The organism is Bradyrhizobium sp. 521_C7_N1_3, from assembly GCF_052075975.1.
Taxonomy (GTDB): domain Bacteria; phylum Pseudomonadota; class Alphaproteobacteria; order Rhizobiales; family Xanthobacteraceae; genus Bradyrhizobium; species Bradyrhizobium japonicum.
In genome coordinates, this window is record NZ_CP197232.1 from 7,209,404 (window position 1) to 7,229,173 (window position 19,770).

The 19,770-nt window shown below is 64.7% G+C and carries 15 protein-coding genes; 8 read left to right on the forward strand and 7 right to left on the reverse strand.

The window, feature by feature from the left end; genetic code table 11:
* Positions 1–6: 6 nt before the first annotated feature.
* Entirely contained in the window at positions 7–3,330 is a 3,324-nt protein-coding gene (locus AB7008_RS34075; protein WP_441260210.1) for an adenylate/guanylate cyclase domain-containing protein, read from the reverse strand.
* A 290-nt stretch (positions 3,331–3,620) separates the two neighbouring features.
* Between AB7008_RS34075 and AB7008_RS34080 the strand changes: the two genes are divergently transcribed.
* On the forward strand, positions 3,621–4,883 hold the full coding sequence (locus tag AB7008_RS34080) for an MFS transporter (RefSeq protein ID WP_441260211.1): 1,263 nt from the start codon (positions 3,621–3,623) through the stop codon (positions 4,881–4,883).
* A 123-nt stretch (positions 4,884–5,006) separates the two neighbouring features.
* On the opposite strand, the gene AB7008_RS34085 is transcribed toward AB7008_RS34080, so the two are convergent.
* Positions 5,007–5,387: a hypothetical protein gene (locus AB7008_RS34085; protein WP_441260212.1), complete on the reverse strand. Its 381-nt coding sequence runs from the start codon at positions 5,385–5,387 to the stop codon at positions 5,007–5,009.
* A gap of 320 nt (positions 5,388–5,707) precedes the next feature.
* Positions 5,708–6,382, reverse strand: a complete 675-nt coding sequence (locus AB7008_RS34090; RefSeq protein ID WP_039157522.1) for a Crp/Fnr family transcriptional regulator — start codon at positions 6,380–6,382, stop codon at positions 5,708–5,710.
* A gap of 336 nt (positions 6,383–6,718) precedes the next feature.
* Here AB7008_RS34090 and AB7008_RS34095 point away from each other — a divergent pair, with 336 nt between their 5' ends.
* Together AB7008_RS34095 and AB7008_RS34100 are read left to right on the forward strand one after the other, a co-directional pair.
* The gene (locus tag AB7008_RS34095) at positions 6,719–7,540 is read left to right on the forward strand and encodes an ABC transporter ATP-binding protein (RefSeq protein ID WP_014493868.1); all 822 of its coding nucleotides are present in this window, start codon (positions 6,719–6,721) and stop codon (positions 7,538–7,540) included.
* Entirely contained in the window at positions 7,537–9,468 is a 1,932-nt protein-coding gene (locus AB7008_RS34100; protein ID WP_441260213.1) for a long-chain fatty acid--CoA ligase, read from the forward strand. Before AB7008_RS34095 ends, AB7008_RS34100 begins: the two co-directional genes overlap by 4 nt.
* A gap of 68 nt (positions 9,469–9,536) precedes the next feature.
* On the opposite strand, the gene AB7008_RS34105 is transcribed toward AB7008_RS34100, so the two are convergent.
* Positions 9,537–9,902, reverse strand: a complete 366-nt coding sequence (locus AB7008_RS34105) for an endonuclease domain-containing protein (RefSeq protein ID WP_304490612.1) — start codon at positions 9,900–9,902, stop codon at positions 9,537–9,539.
* 79 nt (positions 9,903–9,981) lie between these two features.
* On the opposite strand from AB7008_RS34105, the gene AB7008_RS34110 reads away from it, so the two are divergent.
* The 4 genes from AB7008_RS34110 (at position 9,982) to AB7008_RS34125 (ending at position 14,286) form a co-directional block, all read left to right on the forward strand.
* Positions 9,982–10,875 carry a branched-chain amino acid ABC transporter permease gene (locus AB7008_RS34110; RefSeq protein WP_014493866.1) on the forward strand — a complete coding sequence of 298 codons (894 nt, stop codon included), beginning with the start codon at positions 9,982–9,984 and terminating at the stop codon, positions 10,873–10,875.
* Between the two features lie 3 nt (positions 10,876–10,878).
* Positions 10,879–11,952, forward strand: a complete 1,074-nt coding sequence (locus tag AB7008_RS34115) for a branched-chain amino acid ABC transporter permease (RefSeq protein ID WP_041960455.1) — start codon at positions 10,879–10,881, stop codon at positions 11,950–11,952.
* 46 nt (positions 11,953–11,998) lie between these two features.
* On the forward strand, positions 11,999–13,282 hold the full coding sequence (locus AB7008_RS34120; RefSeq protein WP_304490614.1) for an ABC transporter substrate-binding protein: 1,284 nt from the start codon (positions 11,999–12,001) through the stop codon (positions 13,280–13,282).
* Between the two features lie 164 nt (positions 13,283–13,446).
* Complete coding sequence (locus AB7008_RS34125; RefSeq protein WP_028160233.1) at positions 13,447–14,286, forward strand: ABC transporter ATP-binding protein; 840 nt, start codon at positions 13,447–13,449, stop codon at positions 14,284–14,286.
* Between the two features lie 3 nt (positions 14,287–14,289).
* On the opposite strand, the gene AB7008_RS34130 is transcribed toward AB7008_RS34125, so the two are convergent.
* Entirely contained in the window at positions 14,290–15,441 is a 1,152-nt protein-coding gene (locus AB7008_RS34130; protein ID WP_441260214.1) for an AGE family epimerase/isomerase, read from the reverse strand.
* Between the two features lie 86 nt (positions 15,442–15,527).
* Here AB7008_RS34130 and AB7008_RS34135 point away from each other — a divergent pair, with 86 nt between their 5' ends.
* Positions 15,528–16,751, forward strand: a complete 1,224-nt coding sequence (locus AB7008_RS34135; RefSeq protein WP_441260215.1) for a phenylacetate--CoA ligase family protein — start codon at positions 15,528–15,530, stop codon at positions 16,749–16,751.
* Positions 16,752–16,753: 2 nt separating this feature from the next.
* Here the strand turns inward: AB7008_RS34135 and AB7008_RS34140 are convergent, their stop codons facing one another.
* Both AB7008_RS34140 and AB7008_RS34145 read right to left on the reverse strand, forming a co-directional pair.
* The gene (locus AB7008_RS34140; RefSeq protein WP_441260216.1) at positions 16,754–18,391 is read right to left on the reverse strand and encodes a carbamoyltransferase family protein; all 1,638 of its coding nucleotides are present in this window, start codon (positions 18,389–18,391) and stop codon (positions 16,754–16,756) included.
* A gap of 117 nt (positions 18,392–18,508) precedes the next feature.
* Complete coding sequence (locus tag AB7008_RS34145) at positions 18,509–19,741, reverse strand: Gfo/Idh/MocA family protein (protein ID WP_441260217.1); 1,233 nt, start codon at positions 19,739–19,741, stop codon at positions 18,509–18,511.
* Between the last annotated feature and the right edge of the window lie 29 nt (positions 19,742–19,770).

Genomic DNA, 19,770 nt, shown 5'->3' on the forward strand with positions numbered 1-19,770 from the left:
TATGAACTAGTCAAGAAATGGCAGTACGATCAGCCCGGCGGGATCAAGCCCGTGGCGGGCGCAGACATCATGCGCCAGCGCGAAATATCGGTCGGCCTCGGGCATGTCGCCTCGATCAAGGCTCAGCGTCGCAAGACCATCATAGCATGGAAAGAGCTGCTGCGGTTCGCCGGTTTCGTTCGCCACCTCGATTGCCTCATTGTAGCAGAGGGCGGCCAGATCGGGGCGGAAGTGGCATTGATGGATTTGCCCGAGCACGATCAAGGGCACTGAGAGATGCTCGCGCTGATCGAGCGCCCGGTCGATTTCGATCGCCTTCTCGGCAGCCGGTACCCCTTCCTCGGTACATCTGTCCGTGAAGGTGCAACAGGCAACGGCAAAATTGGCGAGAAGACGCGCCTGGAAGCCGAGATCCCCGATCCGACGCGCGACATCGAGTCCGCGCCGGCAGACCTCCACGGCTTTCGCCGGATCGACGATCGTGTAGAGCACACCGAGATTGGTGTAGCCGCGGCAGGCTACGTTGAGGAGGCCGGCGGTTTCGGCGGCTGCAACGCTTTGCTCCACCTCGCGCACCGCCTCCTCGTGTCGTCCAAGCCGCGCCAGCGCAACGCCCTTGGTGTTGAGGGCCTCCGCAATGGCGCGCGCCGCCTCGAGACCGGCCTGCTCGTCCGCGTCCGCCGGTACGGACCGTGCGTAGCCGAGCGCCTCGTCTGCCCATCTTGCGGCGGCCACGTGATCGCCGGTCCGAAACGCGAGACGGCCGCGCTCCTGCAACAGATGCGCCCACTCGATGGGCGCGTCGGTCCCCCCAAGCAGGTTGGCCGCCTCGGCGTAATGCGTCTCTGCCTTGATCCGCTTGCCGGCGTCCCACAGCAATCGGCCAAGCTTGCGAAGGATTCGCGCTTCGCCGATCCGGTCCTGGATGGCGCGGTGCCCCTCCAACGCGCTCTGATAGTGCTCCTCGGCCGTGTTCCGGCGGCCAGCCGCGGCACAGAGGTCTGCAATTCGCTCGTACAGGACCAGACGTTCCGGCTCCCGCTCGCCGCCGGTCAACAGCACGGCGAGGGCCTGTTGGTAGAGACGGATGGCATCGTCGTTGGCATAGCTGGCGCGAGCGCGATCGCCGGCCGCGCGCAGATAGCGTGCGCCTTTCGGCTTGCTCGCGCTCAGACTGAAGTGATGTCCGAGCAGGATGAGATCTTCGAGGCGCTCGGGCTCATGGCCATAGAGCCTCTCGAGCGCCCCGCCGATCCGTCCATGAAGCTCGATCCGGCGCTGCAGAAGCAGGTTTTGATAGATCACGTCCTGAAGCATGGTTTGCGTGAAGCGGTAGGTCCGCAGCGAAATCGAGTTCGCGCCCGCGATCTCCTCGATGATCTCCGCGTCGCACAGAAGCTCGAGCCCTGCTTCAACCCTTGCCGGCTCGGTTGCCGCCGCACCGAGAGCGGCCGCATCAAACCGCGGGCCGATCACGGCGGCCTCCTGTGCCAGGCGGCGCACCTGATGCGGCAACCGGTCGAGACGCGCCAGCAACAACGCCTGAATGCTTGCCGGAATATCGGCGGAGGCTTCATCCGACTTCATCCGCCACTGAGCGCCGTCGCGCTCCAGGGTGCCGGCTTCGATCAGGCCGCGTATGATCTCCTCGAGGAAAAGCGGATTGCCGCCGGCGCGATCGAGGATTCGACCGAACAGACCTCCCGGCGGTTCACGCCAACCGTGACTGAAATAGGCCGCGAGCAGCCTTTGTCCGTCGGCGTCGCCAAGCGGGGGCAGCCGAAGGGTCGTGTGACTGATCCTGCTCGAACCGAACTGGTCCAGTTCGAGCATCGGCCGACGCGTAAACAGCAGCATCAGCCGCGTCCGCTCCAGCCGGTCCATCAGGAACCGCAACGCTTCAAGCGACACCGCGTCGGCCCAATGCAGATCCTCGACGATGATCAGCAGTGGCGACAGTGCCAGGCGGCGTTCGAAGACGGTGCGAATCGCGAAGAATATCTGTCGGCGGAGCTGTTCGGGCTCGACATGCCTGAGCGCGGCGTTGGGGTCGCCGAGGCCGAGGACGTGCAGATAGAGCGGCATCAGGCGGTCGGCCTCGTCGGTCGCGAGGCCAAGCTCCGACAGCGCTTCGGCGACCTTTGCCTCCGCCTCTGCGGCGCCCGCCTTCTGCGCGATGCCATAGGCGCTGCGCAGCACGGCGGCGAGAGTGCCGTAGGATTGTTCGCCGAGCGGCGAGCACGCCGCGTGCCGGATCGCCACGCCGGCGAAGCGATCCTGGTCGCGGATGCGCGCGACGAATTCGCTGACCAGGCGCGTTTTCCCGATGCCGGCTTCACCGACCAGCCGCACCAGTTGAGCCGCGCCGCCGCACGCGCGATCAAGGCTGCCGATCAGGCGCGCAAGCTCGGCGTCGCGCCCGATCAGCGGCGCATTGAGGCCCAGCGTGTCGAGACCGCGCGCCGCACGGGGCGTGTCGAGCGGCTCCTTCAGACGGTGGACCAGCACGCTGCCCATCTTGCCCTTGAGCGAGACCTCGCCAAGCGAGTCATAGGAAAACGCATGCCGCGTCAGACGGTGAGTCAACGGCCCGACCAGCACCTCGCCCGGAGCCGCCATCGACTGTAGTCGCTGGGCAGTATTCACCGTGTCGCCGGTCACCGAATAGGATTTGGAGACACCCGCACCGAGCCCGCCCGCGACGACGTGCCCGGTGTTGATGCCGACATGGAGCAACAGCGGTGAACCGGCATACGCCTCCGCGCGTTCGCTGAGGCGCGCCGTCCGGCCGATCATGTCGAGGGCAGCGCGCACCGCTCGCTCCGGGTCGTCCTCGTGCGCCGCCGGCGCACCAAACAGAGCCAGCAGCGCATCGCCGATGAATTTGTCCACGAAGCCGCCAAAGCTTTGCACCGCGGCCGTCAACTCCTCGAACAATTCGTTTTGAAGCGTCTGCATGACCTCGGGGTCGAGCCGCTCGCTCATCGCAGTGAAGCCGCTGAGGTCGGCAAACAGCACCGTGATGGTGCGGCGGTTCGCCTCGCTGTCGATCTTGTCCGACGGAGCTCGAAATGCGGCTTGAGCGTCCTCCGCCGGCACGAGCGGCGGAGAGGAGGACCGGATCGGGAGCGTCGTCGGGTTCGTCCGCGCCGATGCCTGCTCGCCGCCTGTGGGGACCTCAGAGACGAAGACACCGCATTTCGGGCAATAGGCAAAATCCGGCGCGCATGGAAAGCCGCAGCCGGGGCACGCGTTCGGCTGCTTCGTGCCGCACTTCGGGCAGAAGGCAAAGCCGCTCTGGACCTCTAAACCACAGCAAGAGCAGTTCATGGGTCAGGACCTCGCGGAAGCCGCGATGGCGCGAGCTCCCGGACCTGCCGGATGGGCCCAGGAACCTGGCAAGCATGGGCTCGTCGCACGGGAAGAGCAAGCGGTGGTTCGTCGACCTCTCCGTATCGGCTGGGCGACGAAGCGATGCTGCGGGCGCACTGGCGCACCGCAAACCGTCGGCAAGCATGGCGGCATGCGGTAGCGCCAATTGACAGGGGCATGGCCCGGGCTACCGTGCCAACAGAAGAACAAAAATAAGGGGGAATCGCCGTGAAACCCATCATCGCATCTTGAGCACATCCGCACGACCTTCCGCACTCGCGCCATTCCGCATCCGCAACTATCGCTTCCAGTGGCCGTCCGACCTGCTCACCTCCTGGGCGTTCGAGATCGAGACGCTGGTGCTCGGCTGGTACATCCTGGTCGAGACCGGCTCGGTGTTGCTGCTGACCGTGCTTGCCTCGCTCCAGTTCGTCGGGACACTGGTCGCGCCGGTGTTCGGCATGATCGGCGACCGCATCGGTCATCGCGATCTCCTGGTCGTGATGCGCCTCGTCTATACGCTGCTCGCCTCGACCATCATGGTGCTGGCGCTGACCGGCCATCTGGCGCCGCTCAACGTCATGATCATCGTGACGATCATGGGCCTGATCCGCTCCTCCGATCTCGGCCTTCGCAGCGCGTTGCTCGCCGACATCATGCCGGCCGAGCTTCTGATCGGCGCGATCAGCCTGTCACGCACGACCCAGGACAGCGCGCGCATTGCCGGAGCGCTGACGGGAGCCGGGCTGTTTGCCGTGCTTGGCATTGGGCTCGTTTATGCGGCGGTCGCCTGCCTCTATCTGGTTGCCGCGATTCTCATGTTTTGCCTGACCCGGCCGGAAAGGTCCGTTGCCACGACCGATCTGCCGGCGAACAGCCGCGCCGTTTCAAAACTGCTCGACGAGCTGAAGGAAGGGATCGTCTACGCCTGGAACGGCCCGGGCATGGGTGCGGCGCTGTGCGTCGCCTTCCTCGCCAATCTCACCGCATTTCCCTTCACCGGAGGATTGCTGCCCTATATCGCGCGCGAAATCTTCCAGACCGACCAGACCGGCCTCGGCTATCTCTCGGCGAGCTTCGCCGTCGGCTCGCTGATCGGCTCCATCACACTCAGCCTGATCGGCGGACTGCGCATTGCCCGGCTTCTGATCGGTGCGACGCTGGCCTGGTACACCTTGCTGCTGGTGTTCGTCGAGATCAGGACCATGCCTGTCGCCATGGCCTGCCTCGTTCTCGCCGGCATCGCCCAGAGCATGTCCATGATCTCGGCAGCCGTGATCCTGATGCGTACGGCCAGCGCACATCTGCGCGGGCGCGTGATGGGCGTGCGCATGATGGTGATCTATGGCCTGCCGATCGGCTTGCTCGCGGCCGGTAGTCTGATCGACATCATCGGCTATTCGGCGACGGGTTCGCTCTATGCCGTTGCGGGCTTCATCGCGATGCTGGCGATCGCGATCCACTGGCGCGCCGACCTCTGGCCGCTCCACGCCCCCGCCAATGCACGCTAGGGCCTGTCCTCATAAATCGGGTGCTGAACCTTACAGACATTGAAAGGTCTGTTGAGGGTCAAAGCACGACATCAAGGAGCTTCACGGACATATCCGCTTCACCCCGAAAAGCGGATTGAGTGATCAGGTCACGCAACGGCCGAGCTGCAGGAGCCTTGCGACTTCCGTGAGCGTGCTGACCATGGGCTCGCAGGCGACTGTCGGCTTACGGCTCTGATTCCACAGCGGCGTCTTGGTGATGCGGGCCTGCGCAAATGGAATACGCATCAGGACCGATGTATCGGCTTGATCGTTCAAGCGCAGGGAAACCGTTTTCGTCTGGACTGCGGACGGCTTGGGGGCAGCAAGATGATCTGCCTTGCCTGCGCGATTGACGATGTGACTTGGCTGTTCAGAGCCCGCCTGCCAGCGATCTCCAAGGTCGTGACCTGAAGCGAATTGCACGGCACCGATCGTCAATGCTGTCGCGAGAGCACCCAAAAAAGCTTTGCGAATCTGTGACATGGCTTCGCTCCCCGCCTAATGGCGATCGTCGTTCTTTATGCTGTGCCCCTTTGCCCATCGCTTCCAATGCTGCTTTTAGACGTCCGACTGTTTCACCATGCCTTCGTGAAGGCCGGAAAATGGTTTCATCCCGGTGGATTTTGTTTCGTCACCCCCCGAACACTACTCGGCAACAGCTGGACACGGCCGCACGGCGGCGGCTACCCCAGAGGTAGCGGCGATCGTTGGCCGAGGTCCGCAACGGGTCGCAAGCAGTCGATCCCGACCGAGCAGGGCAACTTCCGCTTGAGCCTCGGAACTGACATTTATGAGTACGCGCGCTAGTCCCCGTAGCCGCGCAGCCGCTCGACATCGAGGATAGTGACGCCGCCATATTCGAGCCGCAGCAGCCCCTCCTTCTCCAGCCGGTTCAGCGCGCGGTTCGCGTTCTGCCGTGACATGCCCGAGAGCGCGCCGATCTCCTCCTGGGTGATTTCCAGATGCGCGGTGGATTCCGGATAGAGGATCGGATTGAACAGCGAGGCGATGCTGCGCGCGAGGCGTGCGGTGGCATCCAGCGTGCGGTTGACCTCGAGCATGCCGATGAACTGGCCGAGCCGCTCGTTGAGCTGGCGCACCAGGAAGCGGTTGAAGCCGACGCTGTTCTCGAACAGCCACATGAAGGCGCTACGCTCCATCAGCGCGACGCGGCTGTCGCGCAGCGCGACCACGTCGTATCGGCGCGGCTCGTTCTTGAGCACGCTGCCCTCGCCGAACCAGGCCCCGGCCGTCAGCCCGGCAAGGCTCGTCTCCTTGCCGTCGCGCGAGACCCCGCCCATCCGCGCCAGGCCGCTCACCATGCCCGCCCAATAGCTGAACGTATCGCCGCGCATGAACACGGTCTCGCCGGTGCGGTAGGACCGTTCCGTGATTCCGGCGCGAGCGACCTCGATCTCCGCTTCCGTGAGCTCGCGCGACCAGGCGGCGACCCGCTTCAGTTGATCCTCTGAAATCATGATGCCGAAGCCAGCCGCACCGTTCGTCACCCAATCTCTCTGTTGCACTGCAACACGATCGTTTCGACCACCATCCGACGAAAGATGAAGGCCACTCCCGCCTGAAAAAACTTTGTCGCAGAATTGTCAGGCGGGAGACATTTCAAAATAGCGCTTTCCCCTATTGAGGACCACCTTGGGCGATGCGGCTTTTGATCCCGATCGGGAGCAAGAGTGGCGCGGCGCCGGTCGAGACCAATAGCTGCATGGCCTCACCGGCACGGCCGTACTAGGATCGCCCGACAGGAACGGACGAAGAGCGCCGCTGAATGCGCCATCACCGGGAGGGATTTGTTGGTGGCTACCAGTCTCGAAGTGCGCGGCGTGTCCTTGCGATTCGGCGGCGTCCGTGCGCTGACCGATGTCAGCTTTGCGATCAATGACGGCGAGCTGTTCTCGATCATCGGCCCCAACGGCGCCGGCAAGACCTCGATCGTGAATTGTATTTCCGGTCGCTACAAGCCGACCGAGGGCCAGCTGTTCTACCGCGGCCGCGACATCACAGGGTTGACGCCGAACGCGCGCCCCACGCTCGGCATCGGCCGCACCTTCCAGAATCTGGCCCTGTTCCACCACATGAGCGTGCTCGACAACATCATGGTCGGGCGCCATCACCTCCTGAAGAACAATTTCCTCACGGGATCGCTGTACTGGCTCACCGGCGCGCGCAAGGAAGAACTCGAGCACCGCCGCAAGGTCGAGGAGATCATCGACTTCCTCGACCTCCAGTCGGTGCGAAAGGCGCAAGCCGGCACCCTCTCCTACGGCCTGCGCAAACGCGTCGAGCTCGCCCGCGCCATGGCGCTGGAACCGCGCCTCATTCTCCTCGACGAGCCGATGGCCGGCATGAACTTCGAGGAGAAGGAGGACATGGCCCGCTACATCGTCGACCTCAACGAGGAGTTCGGGATGACGGTGGTGATGATCGAGCACGACATGGGCGTGGTGATGGACATCTCCCACCGCGTCATGGTGCTCGATTTCGGCCGCAAGATCGCCGAGGGCGATCCGGCCGCCGTGCTCGCCGATCCCCACGTCAGGCGTGCCTATCTCGGCGAGGAGGACGAGGTGCTGGTCGATCCGGACGATGCTCCGCCAGCGCAGGAGAGTGCGGCATGATGGATTACGCGAGCCGCGTCGCGCAGGCCGACACTTATCCGAAGATGCTGCGGCTCAATGCCAGGGAGCACGGCAACGAGATCGCGTTGCGCGAAAAGGATCTCGGGCTCTGGCGCGTCTTCACCTGGAATGACTACCACACCCGCGTACGCGACTTTGCGCTCGGCCTCATCGAATTGGGTTTGGGGCGCGAGGACGTCATCGGCATCATCGGCGACAACCGGCCGGACTGGGTCGCAGCGGAAGTGGCGACCCACGCCATCGGTGGACTGAGCCTTGGGCTCTATCGCGACGTGCTGGACGAGGAAGCCTCCTACCTCCTCAACTATGGCGAGGCGCAGGTCGTTTTCGCCGAGGACGAAGAGCAGGTCGACAAGCTGCTCGCGCTTGCCGAGCGCGTGCCGCGGCTGAAGCACATCATCTACTCCGATCCGCGCGGCATGCGGAAATACGACGATCCCAGACTGATGTCGGCGGAAGCGTTCGCCGAGCTCGGCCGCGGCCGCGCCACGCGCGAGCCGGAACTCTACGATCGCCTCGTCGATGCCACCAAGGGCGAGGATGTCGCGATTCTCTGCACCACGTCGGGCACCACCTCGCACCCGAAGCTCGCCATGCTCGCCGCCGGCCGCGTGCTCGGCCATTGCGCGACCTATCTCGCCTTCGATCCGAAGGGGCCGGACGACGAATACGTCTCCGTGCTGCCGCTGCCGTGGATCATGGAGCAGGTCTATGTGCTCGGCAAAGGCCTCTTGTGCCGGATGAAGATCAACTTCGTCGAAGAGCCCGATACGATGATGAACGATCTGCGCGAAATCGCGCCGACGTTCGTGCTGTTCGCGCCGCGCGTCTGGGAGTCCATCGCCGCCGACGTCCGCGCCAAGGTGATGGACGCGACGCCTTTCAAGCAGCGCCTGTTCGACATCGGCATGAAGAGCGGCCTCGCGGCACTCGCGGACGGCAAACGTTCGAGCTTTGCCGACGCAATCCTGTTCCGCGCGCTCCGCGACCGCCTCGGCTTTACCCGCCTGCGTTCGGCCGCGACCGGCGGCGCGGCACTCGGCCCTGACACCTTCAAGTTCTTCCAGGCCATGGGCGTGCCGCTGCGCACGCTCTACGGCCAGACCGAACTGCTAGGAGCCTACACGCTGCACCCCGAGGGCAAGGTCGACCCCGACACGACAGGCATTCCGATGGCCGACAGCGTCGAGATCCGCATCGACAATGCCGACGTCCACGGCGTCGGCGAGATCGTGGTGCGGCATCCCAACATGTTCCTCGGCTATTACAAGAACCCCGAGGCGAGCGTCGCCGATATCAAGGACGGCTGGATGCTGTCCGGTGACGCCGGCTACTTCAACGCGAACCGCCAGCTCGTCGTCATCGACCGCATCAAGGACCTGGCCGAGACCTCGCGCGGCGAGCGCTTCTCGCCCCAGTTCATCGAGAACAAGCTGAAGTTCTCGCCCTATATCGCGGAGGCCGTGGTGTTAGGGGCCGGCCGCGAGGCACTCGCGGCGATGATCTGCATCCGATACTCCATCATCTCGAAATGGGCGGAGAAGAGCCGGCTCTCGTTCACGACCTACAGCGACCTCGCCTCGCGGCCCGAGGTCTACGCGCTGCTCAAGAAGGAAGTCGAGACCGTCAACGCCACATTGCCGCCGGCGCAACGCATCTCGCGCTTCCTGCTGCTCTACAAGGAGCTGGACGCCGACGACGGCGAGCTCACCCGCACCCGAAAGGTGCGCCGCAGCGTCATCAACGAGAAATACGAGGGCATCATCAACGCGATCTACCGCGGCGATGCCGACATCCCCGTCGACACCGTGATCCGCTTCCAGGACGGCACCACGCAGCGCGTGCGAACGACCCTGCGCGTGGTGGATCTCGGCGGGCATGGCCATATGGCGGAGGCCGCGGAGTGAAACAGGCTACCGTCGCGAACGGTGCTGCCCTTCGCCTCTCCCCGCTTGCGGGGAGAGGCCGGAGCGCGTCAGCGATCCGGGTGAGGGGGAGCCTCCGCGAGGGCGGTGACAATCGTTTCGAGAACGCCGATCAAATTGCTCGAAACGTCGTTATTCCAGAACCGCAGGATCCGATAATTTCGGTCGGTCAGCCATTTGTCTCGCACGGCGTCGTGCGGACTATCGGCGTGTTGGCCACCGTCCACTTCAACGATCAGGCGCGCTTCCCGGCAAATAAAGTCGACGGTGTATCGCCCGATCGGCTCCTGCCGGACGAATTTGTAGCCGCTCAGCCTGCGGGCGCGCAGGCGATACCAGAGTTTTCCTTCCGCATCCGTCAACGCGGCTCGCAGGCTTCTTGCGCGCCCAGTCTTGGACTCTTCGGCACCTTGCATGCGGAAGCTCCCCCTCACCCGTCGTGCTTCGCACGCCGGCCTCTCCCCGCAAGCGGGGAGAGGCGAAGGATAGCATAACATGAACACCGCCTTCCTCATCCAGCTCCTAGTCAACGGCCTCGTGGTCGGCACGCTCTATGGCGTGGTCGCGATGTCGTTCGTGCTGATCTACAAGGCGACGCAGGTCGTCAACTTCGCGCAAGGTGAACTGCTGCTGGTCGGCGCCTGGGTGTGCTGGGCGCTGCTTGCGAAGTACCAGGTGCCGTTCTGGATCGGCATGCCGATGACGCTGGTGTTCATGTTCGTATTCGGCATCGCGATCCAGGTCCTGATCCTGAGACCGATGATCGGCGAACCCATCATCTCGGTGATCATGGTGACGATCGGCCTCTCGACAGTGCTCCAGGCCACGCTCAAATGGATGTTCGGCGTCAATCCGCAACCGTTCCCGCGCGTGTTCGAGAGCCAGTCGGTCAGCCTGCTCGGGCTTCAGATCCAGACCGTCTATGTCATGAGCCTCGTGGTCTCGGTCGCGATGATGATCGGCATGGCCTGGTTCTTCCGCGCCTCGAAGTACGGCCTCGCCATGCGCGCCACCGCGTTCAACCAGCAGGTCGCGCAATCGCTCGGCATCTCCGTCAAGAGCGTGTTCGCGATGGCCTGGGCGATCTCCGCGACAGTGTCGGCGGTCGCGGGCGTGGTGGTCGCCGTCGTCAACGGCGTGTCCTCGGGACTTGCGGCCTACGGCATCAAGGTGTTCCCGGCGGCGATCCTCGGCGGGCTCGATTCCGTCGGCGGCGCCGTGCTCGGCGGCATCATCATCGGCTTGCTCGAGAACATCGCGCAATATGTCGACAGCGAGTATCTGCACTGGGGCAATCTCTACGAGATCGCACCGTTCTACGTCCTCATCATCGTGCTGATGATCAAGCCCTACGGCCTGTTCGGCACCCACGACATCGAGCGGATCTGATCCATGGCCGGCCCTGCCCTCATCCCTGCTGGTGATTTCCGCACCTCCTACGCGGCGGACACCACGATCTTCCCGACCACGACCAGCCGCAACTTTGCGATCATCGGCGTGCTGTTGCTCTGCCTCGTGCCGCAATTCCTTGGCGGGTACTGGCTCAGCATCCTGATCCAGATCGGCATCTTCTCGATCGCGGCACTCGGCCTCAACATCCTGGTCGGCTTCACCGGCCAGATCTCGATCGGCCATGCCGCCTTTTTCCTGCTCGGCGCCTTCACCTCGGCCTACATCTCCAACAACGCGCCGATCCCGGTGTTCTTCGCGATTCCGCTTGCGGGTGTCGTCACCGCGCTGGTCGGGCTGATCTTCGGCATCCCGGCGGCGCGACTGAAGGGGCTCTACCTCGTCATCGCGACGCTGGCGGCGCAATACATCCTGCTCGACTTCTTCTCCCGCGCGGAGTGGTTCACCGGCGGCTCGGTGCCGGCCAGCGCCAATCCGTTCTCGATCTTCGGCTTCACCCTGCGCGGCGACAGGCAATATTTCTATGTCGTGCTGGCCTATGTGGTCGCGAGCTACGTCCTCGTCACCAATCTGATGCGCACACGCGACGGCCGCGCGCTGGTGGCGATCCGCGACCATTATCTCTCCGCCGAGATCATGGGCATCAACCTCACCAAATACCGCACGCTGTCGTTCGGCCTGGCCGCCTTCTTCGCTGGCATCGCCGGCGCGCTCTATGCGCACTACCAGCTCGTGGTGTCCCAGGAAGGCTTCGGCATCGAGCGTTCGATCCTGTTCCTCGCCATGATCATCATCGGCGGCACCGGTTCGATCATGGGCACGCTGATGGGCACCGCCTTCGTGGTGCTGTTGCCTGAGACGATGGAATTCATCAGCCTCTACCTGAAGGGCGGCGCGATCGACAAGGCGCTGTCCCTCAACACCAACATCACCTTTCTGCGCGAGATCGCGATCGGAGTGATCATCATCGCGTTCCTGATGTTCGAGCCGGACGGGCTCGCCCATCGCTGGCGACAGATCAAGGCGTACTGGAAACTCTACCCGTTCTCGCATTGAGCACGGGCCACTCTCTAACCAACGAAGAAACAGGAGGAGGCAACCAATGAAGACAAAATCCCTTTTGAGCACCGCATCGCTCGCACTGGCGATCGCCGCATTCTCGGCCGGCGCGCAGGCGCAGATCGCGATCGGCCATCTCGCCGATTATTCCGGCGGCACCTCCGACGTCGGCACGCCCTACGGCCAGGCCGTCGCCGACACCTTCGCCTGGGTCAACAAGAACGGTGGCGTCGGCGGCAAGCAGCTCAATGTCGACACCAACGACTACGGCTACCAGGTGCCGCGCGCGATCGCGCTCTACAAGAAATGGTCGGCGCCGGACTCCAAGGTCGCCGCGATCATGGGCTGGGGCACCGCGGACACCGAAGCGCTGACCGGCTTCCTCGCCCAGGACAAGATCCCCGATCTCTCCGGCTCCTATGCCGCCGCCCTCACCGACCCCGAAGGCGTCAGCGGCAAGGCCAAGCCCGCGCCCTACAATTTCTTCTACGGCCCGAGCTACTCGGACTCGCTGCGCGCGATGCTGATGTGGGCGGCCGAGGACTGGAAGGCCAAGGGCAAGGCCGGCAAGCCGAAGTTCGTGCACATGGGCGCCAACCACCCCTATCCGAACGCGCCGAAGGCCGCCGGCGAGGCCATGGCGCAGGAGCTCGGCTTCGAGGTGCTGCCGCCGCTGGTGTTCGCGCTCGCCCCGGGTGACTACAGCGCGCAGTGCCTGAGCCTGAAATCCTCGGGCGCCAACTACGCTTATCTCGGCAACACCGCCGCTTCCAACATCTCGGTGATGAAGGCCTGCAAGACCGCCGGCGTCGAGATCCAGTTCCTCGGCAATGTCTGGGGCATGGACGAGAACGCCGCCAAGACCGCCGGCGATGCCGCCAACGGCGTGATCTTCCCGCTGCGCACCGCGGTGAGCTGGGGTGGCGATGCGCCCGGCATGAAGACGGTGATGGAGATCTCGAAGATGTCCGACCCCAGCGGCAAGGTCTACCGGCCGGTGCACTACATCGCCGCCGTCTGCTCGGCGCTCTACATGAAGGAGGCGCTCGACTGGGCCGCCAAGAACGGCGGCGCCACCGGCGACAACGTCGTGAAGGGCTTCTACCAGAAGAAGGACTGGGTGCCGTCGGGCATGGAAGGCGTCTGCAATGCCTCGACCTGGACCGACAAGGACCACCGCGGCACGCTGAAGGTCGACCTCTATCGCACCAAGATCGCGGGCGCGACCGACGGCGACCTCAACGACCTCATGGCCAAGGGCACGATCAAGCTCGAGAAGGTCAAGACCATCGAGTTGCCGCGCAAGCCGGAACTGCTGGGGTGGTGAGCTTAGCTCTCGCTGCACGCACAACTGTCATCCCCCGCGAAAGCGGGGGATCCAGTACGCCGCGGCCTCTCGGGGAGCGTCGAGCGTCCCTGGAATACTGGGTCACCCGCCTCAGTGCGCAATTGCGCACAAGGCGGGGTGACGACAGCGGAGAATGAAAACTCATGTCCCAAACCATTGAAGCATCCCGCCCCAGCCCGACCGCCGTACCCGCGCCGCCCCTCCTCGCCGTCCGCAACATCGAGGTCGTCTATGACGACGTCATCCTGGTGCTGCGCGGCCTCAGCCTCGACGTGCCCAAGGGCGCGATCGTGGCGTTGTTGGGCGCCAACGGCGCCGGCAAGTCGACGACGCTGAAGGCGATCTCGGGGCTGCTCAAGACCGAGGACGGCGAAGTCACGCGTGGCGAGATCCTGTTCGAGGGCTCCGCCATCGCCGGCATCGATCCCGACAAGATCGTGCGTCGCGGCATCTTCCAGGTGATGGAGGGCCGGCGCATCGTCGCCGACATGACATCGCTCGAAAACCTCAAGCTCGGCGCCTTCACCCGCAGGGATCGCGAGGTCGATGCCGATCTCGACATGGTCTTCAACTATTTCCCGCGCCTGAAGGAGCGCACCGGCCTTGCCGGTTATCTCTCAGGCGGCGAGCAGCAGATGCTCGCGATCGGCCGCGCGCTGATGGCGCGCCCGAAGATGATCTTGATGGACGAGCCGTCGATGGGCCTGTCGCCGCTGCTGGTGAAAGAGGTGTTCTCAATCATCCAGAAGATCAACCGCGATCTCGGCGTCACCATCCTGCTGGTCGAGCAGAACGCCCGCGCCGCGCTGTCGGTGGCGAGCCACGGCTACATCATGGAGCAGGGCAAGGTCGTGCTCGACGGCACCGCGGACGAACTGCGAGACAACGAGGACGTCAAGGAGTTCTACCTCGGCGGCGCCGGCGATCAGCGCAAGAGCTTCAAGAACCTCAAGAGTTTCAAGCGGCGCAAACGGTGGCTGTGAAACTCAGCTCAGCACCTGCTCCGCTTCCGTGACTGCGCAGAGAACATGATAGAACGACGACGCAGGAATGGTGTCGACCAGCGATTTGCCGGCGCGATCGAACTGGTCGTACCAGCCGCCCTTCACGGGATGGCTGAGATAATGCCGTTCGAGCCGCACCAGCGCCGCGCGCGCCTCGTCCGCAGCGCCCGCCTCGCCGGACTCGGCCTGCGCGATCCACGCCTTGGCCATCTCGGTCTGCGGCCACAGCCGGCGCGTGCTGCGACGGATGTTGCCGCTGGCATCGCCCTCGTCGACCAGGCACGCCGTGGCCTCGTCGCGATAGCGCAACGCGGTCGCGAGCAGCTCGGCGCGACGCTGTCCGGTCGGGCAACCCGTAATGCGTTCAAACCCCTTCAGCAGCCAGACCCATTCGGCCTGATGGCCCGGCTCGACGCTGACCGGCTCGATCTTGGACCAGTCCTCCTCGAAATATTCCGTCAGGATCCGCTTCTGCTTGTCGTAGAGATTGGCGAGGAACAGCGCAAAGAATTCGCCGGCGCGGTTCTGGAACGACAGATCGCGGGTCGCATCGAAGCACGCGATCATCGCCTCGAACAGATGCATGTGCGGATTCTGCCGGCGCGGCAGCGAGACCGGCAGGCCTTCATGCACGCCACCATGCGGCGAGCGCAGATGGCCGTCGAGGAAGGCGAGCAGCGCGTCGATCTCGGCGCGAATTTGCGCATCCTGGTCGAGCCCGTAGACGGCTGCGAGCGCAAACAGGATGAAGGCGTGGTCGTAAGCATCGCGCCGGCCGTCGAGCACGGCGCCGTCCGGCGTCAGCCGGTGCACGTAGCCGGGCCGGCCGTCGGGCGCCTTCGCTTTGCCGAGCAGATGCTCCAGTCCCTGCAGCGCGATGGCGCGCCCCTCAGGATACCAGCCCATCTGCGCCGCCTTGGCGTAGCACCAGATCTGTCGCGCCTGCACGAACACGCGCCGCGGCGCGGCCGTGTCGGCCGTGCCGTCAAGCTGCAGCCGGTCGATGAAACCGCCTGCCGCATCGTCCCAGCCGACGGACGACCACAGCGGCAGCGCCTCGTCGATCATGCGGCGCTTCAGGCGCGCGACGACGTCCGCCGCCTCACCCGCCGCAATGATGCCTTCGTCCGCCATCGCGTCCTCTCCACGCCTCGATACTGGCCGTCTGATACCCATGCCGGCGGCGGCGTGCAACGGATGCCAACCCGGAAAGACCAGCCATGACCGCCCATTACGACGCCCGCGAGACGCGCGAACCAGCCGTGCGCGAGGCGGAGCTGTTCTCCCGCCTGCCGGACGTGCTGCGCGGCGCAATGGCCGCACCCGCCTACGCCGAGCGGCTGAAGGGCATCGATCCGGCCGCAGTGACCTCCAGGGCGGCGCTGGCGGGCCTGCCGGTGCTGCGCAAGTCGGAGCTGCCGGCCCTGCACAAGGCCTCAGCGCCCTTCGGCGGCTTGGTGCCGGCAGCCCCGGGATCGTTCGCCCGCCTCTTCACCTCTCCCGGTCCGATCTTCGAGCCTGAAGGGCGGCAGGCCGATCCCTGGCGCGGTGCGCGGGCGCTGTTCGCGGCCGGGTTCCGCCCCGATGACATCGTGCTCAACACCTTCAGCTACCACCTCACCCCCGGCGGCTTCATCTTCGATGCCTCGGCCCGCGCGCTCGGCTGCGCGGTGATCCCGGCCGGTGCCGGCAATACCGAGCAGCAATTCGAGCTGATCGAGGCCTACCGTCCGGTCGGCTACAGCGGCACGCCGGACTTTTTGAAGATTCTGCTCGATGCCGCAGCAGTCTCGGGGCGCGACGTCTCATCGATCAAGCGCGCGCTGGTCTCGGGTGCGGCCTTCCCGCCCTCGCTCCAAGCCGAGATCAAGGCGCGCGGCATCGACGCCTACCAGGCCTTCGGCACCGCCGACCTCGGCCTCATCGCCTTCGAGACCGAGGCGCGCGAGGGCATGGTCGTGAACGAGGATCTCATCATGGAGATCGTCAAACCCGGCACCGGCGATCCCGTCGCGCCGGGCGACGTCGGCGAGATCGTGGTGACCTCGCTCGATCCGCACCATCCCTGGATCCGTCTCGCGCTCGGCGACCTCACCGCGGTGTTGCCGGGCCCGAGCAAATGCGGCCGCACCAACATGCGCATCAAGGGCTGGATGGGCCGCGCCGACCAGACCACCAAGGTCAAGGGCATGTTCGTCCGACCCGAGCAGGTCGCCGAGATCGGCAAGCGCCATGCCGCGCTCGGCCGCCTGCGCCTCGTCGTCATGCGCCAGGGCGAGGCCGATGCGATGACGCTGCGAGCGGAAACTGCGACCGCGAGCGACGCCTTGCGCGAGGAAATTGCAGGCACCTTGCGCACGGTGACGAAACTCGGCGGCAATGTCGAGCTGGTCAGCCCCGGCGCGCTGCCGAACGACGGCAAGGTGATCGCGGACGAGCGGTAACTTCAGCTCGACTTCGATAGTCGATAGTTGCCGAGATACAGCACGTCCAGACCCGAGCAGAAATACGTATGCAACGCCTCCAGTGGCGCGTTCACCGTCGGCTGCTCGTTGATATTGAGGCTGGTGTTGATCAGGACCGGCAGCGAAGTGGCTTTCGCGAACTCGCCGATCAGACGGCTGTAGAGCGGATTGCTGTCCGTATGGACGCTCTGGATGCGCGCGGTGTTGTCGACATGGACCACCGCGGGCATGGTCTCGGCGACTTTCTCATTGACCGGAAACGTCACCACCATGAAGGGCGCATCGAACGTGTCCTCGAAATACTCGGCCTGGCGATCGTAGAGCACCGACGGACAGAACGGGCGGAATTCCTCGCGATACTTGATGGTGAGGTTGATGCGGTCCTTCATGCTCGCATGGCGCGGATCGGCCAGGATCGAGCGGTTGCCGAGCGCGCGCGGACCATACTCCATCCGCCCCTGGAACCAGCCGACGGTCTTCTGCTCCGTCAGGTCGGTGACGCAGCGCGACACGGGATCGTCGAGCAGCTCGAACCGCGCGCCGATCTTGTCCAGCGTCTCCTTGATCGTGTCGTTGGAATATTCCGGTCCCCAATATGCATGGGTCAGCGGCGCGATCGTGTGGCCAGCCTCCGCGCATTTCATCATCGCGGCGCCCAGCGCCACGCCCGCATCATGCGGCACCGGCGGAACGTAGAGACGCTTCACGGACGGCTCGGCCGCGATCTCCATGTTCATCTTGCAGTTCAGGCCGACGCCGCCGGCGATGCAGACGTCGCCGCAGCCTGTCTCGGCGATCGCGGAGCGGATCACCTCGGTGGCGACGATCTCGAGCTGCTTCTGGCCGCTCGCTGCGATGTTGGTCAGCCGCTGGTCGAGCGGCGCACCACGCAGCCGCCGCGGCCCCAGAATCTCCTCCATCTTCTCGGTGAAGATGCGCTCCTGCCGCGTCGAGAAATCGCTGGTGAAGATTTCCGCGTCGCGCCGGCGCTTGTCGAGCTCGGGATCGAGCTCGTAATTGATGCCAGCCGGACGCAATAACTTCGCAAACTTGTCGAGATAGTCGGGGCTGCCATAGGACGACAGGCCCATGACCTTGTACTCGTCATTGGTCATCTGATAGCCGAGATACTGGGTCAGCATCCCGTAATAGAGCCCGAGACTGTTGTTGCGGGCGAACCGCGTCAGCACGCGGAAGTCGTTACCGCGGGCATGGGCGACGAGGCCGGAGCTGGAATCGCCGGAGAAGTCGAAGCAGGCGACGGTCGCCTCGGAAAAACCGGATCCGTAGAACGAGCTCGCGGCGTGACAGAGGTGATGGTCGTAGAGCTCGATCTTCGGGCTGTGACCGAACTGGTACCTGAAATATTCGGTGAGGCGCTGCGTGTAGTTCGTGTAGGTCTTCAGCGGCGAGCAGATCCAGTCGACGTCGCGCATGGTGATGCCGGCCTGCTTCAGGCAGAACCCGATCGCCCCACGCGGCAGCTCGCCGCGCGCGTGCTTGGCCAGCGTGAAACGTTCCTCTTCGGCCGCCGCGATCAACTCGCCGTCGCGCAGCAATACCGCCGCTCCGTCGTGGTGGCCGTGCTTGATGCCGGAGCTTATCCCAATCACATACATGTAGACCTCTTGGGGGCTTTTTATACAAACTGAGGGCGATGTAAATCTTGCTGCCTTGGCAATTTTGGCTCTCGCCAGCGGCGGTCACGCGGCGCAACGCCTGAAAGTGACGGCCCCTCAGGCCGAGAGGCCTCGGTTCAAATGGCCGCAGAAGTCCGATCGGCGGATCGTTGCCATCGTTCGACGCAGCTTATCGTCCTCGACATGGTCCGTCGGCCCCGCCATGTCGGCCGCGTCCAAGATCAGGCCCATGAGCTCTCGCCTCTCGTTCTCGGTGCGCGGCTCCTGGACGTCCAGAAGCGGCGCGATGTTGTCGATGACCCAAGCCGAAATATCGGGATCCCTCATCGAACCGCCGCGCGCAAGGCGCGCCGCTGCGGCCGCCGCCTCTGCCACAACCAATTGGGTCCGCACCGCTTCGGCCAATTCGACCGCTCCCATGCAACGGGATGCGGATCGCGGAGACGACCAAGCATCCTGCCCCAGACGCACAATGTCCAGAAAGCCGGCGAGTTCGACCGCGAGCGGACCGATCCTGCCGTCCGTTTCGAGGCTCGGTTGCTGAACGCCATCGAGGATGATTGCGCCGGGCTCATGCGTGAAGTCGAGCTCGGCATGACCTCCATCGCGAAATGCAAGCCCGATGCGCCGCTTGCGCGCCGGCGCCCTTCGTCCGAACCGCAGGGTTGCGCGAGCTTCGTGCATATCGACCTCCACTTCGACGGCACCCTGCGCACATGGCTTCACCGTGCGCGGTTTCGGCTCCGCAGTGTCGTCGATCAGGTGCAGCATCGACCAAAGATGGGGCACGATCTCGTCGACCTTGTGGGTCGTCAGGTTAGACGACTTGACGACGCCGTGCCGGATCTCCTGCTCCGGATCCAGCCACTCCAGTTCGATCGCAGACACCGCCCGTCCCGCGGACAGGCGCAGGAAGTGAAGCAGGAATGGGGCCGTCATCAGGTGGAGACCAACGAGAAGCGGAATACCGCGCTCGGCTGCCAGATCGACAAGCCGCCTTGCCTCGTCCACACCAAGGGCCAGTGGCTTCTCGACCAGGGTCGGCACGCCGCTGCGCAGCAGGAGCTCGGCGGTCTCGGCGTGATTGCCGGCAGGAGTCGCGACAATGGCGGCGCCAGGACGCAAAGCCAATGCCACATCCAGGCTATCGACCACCGTGAACCGATCACCTGCTCCCGGAAGATCGGCCAGGAATGCCTCTAGCGCGGCCTTGTTGTGCCGCGAGACCCACAGGATGCGTGCGGTCCGGTCGGAAAGCTGAGCCAAGACGGAGGCATGCGTTCGCCCCCACCGTCCGCCCCCCACCAAGGCGACCGTAACCCCGCTCATCAAAACTCCTTTCGCGTCCGCACGGTGCG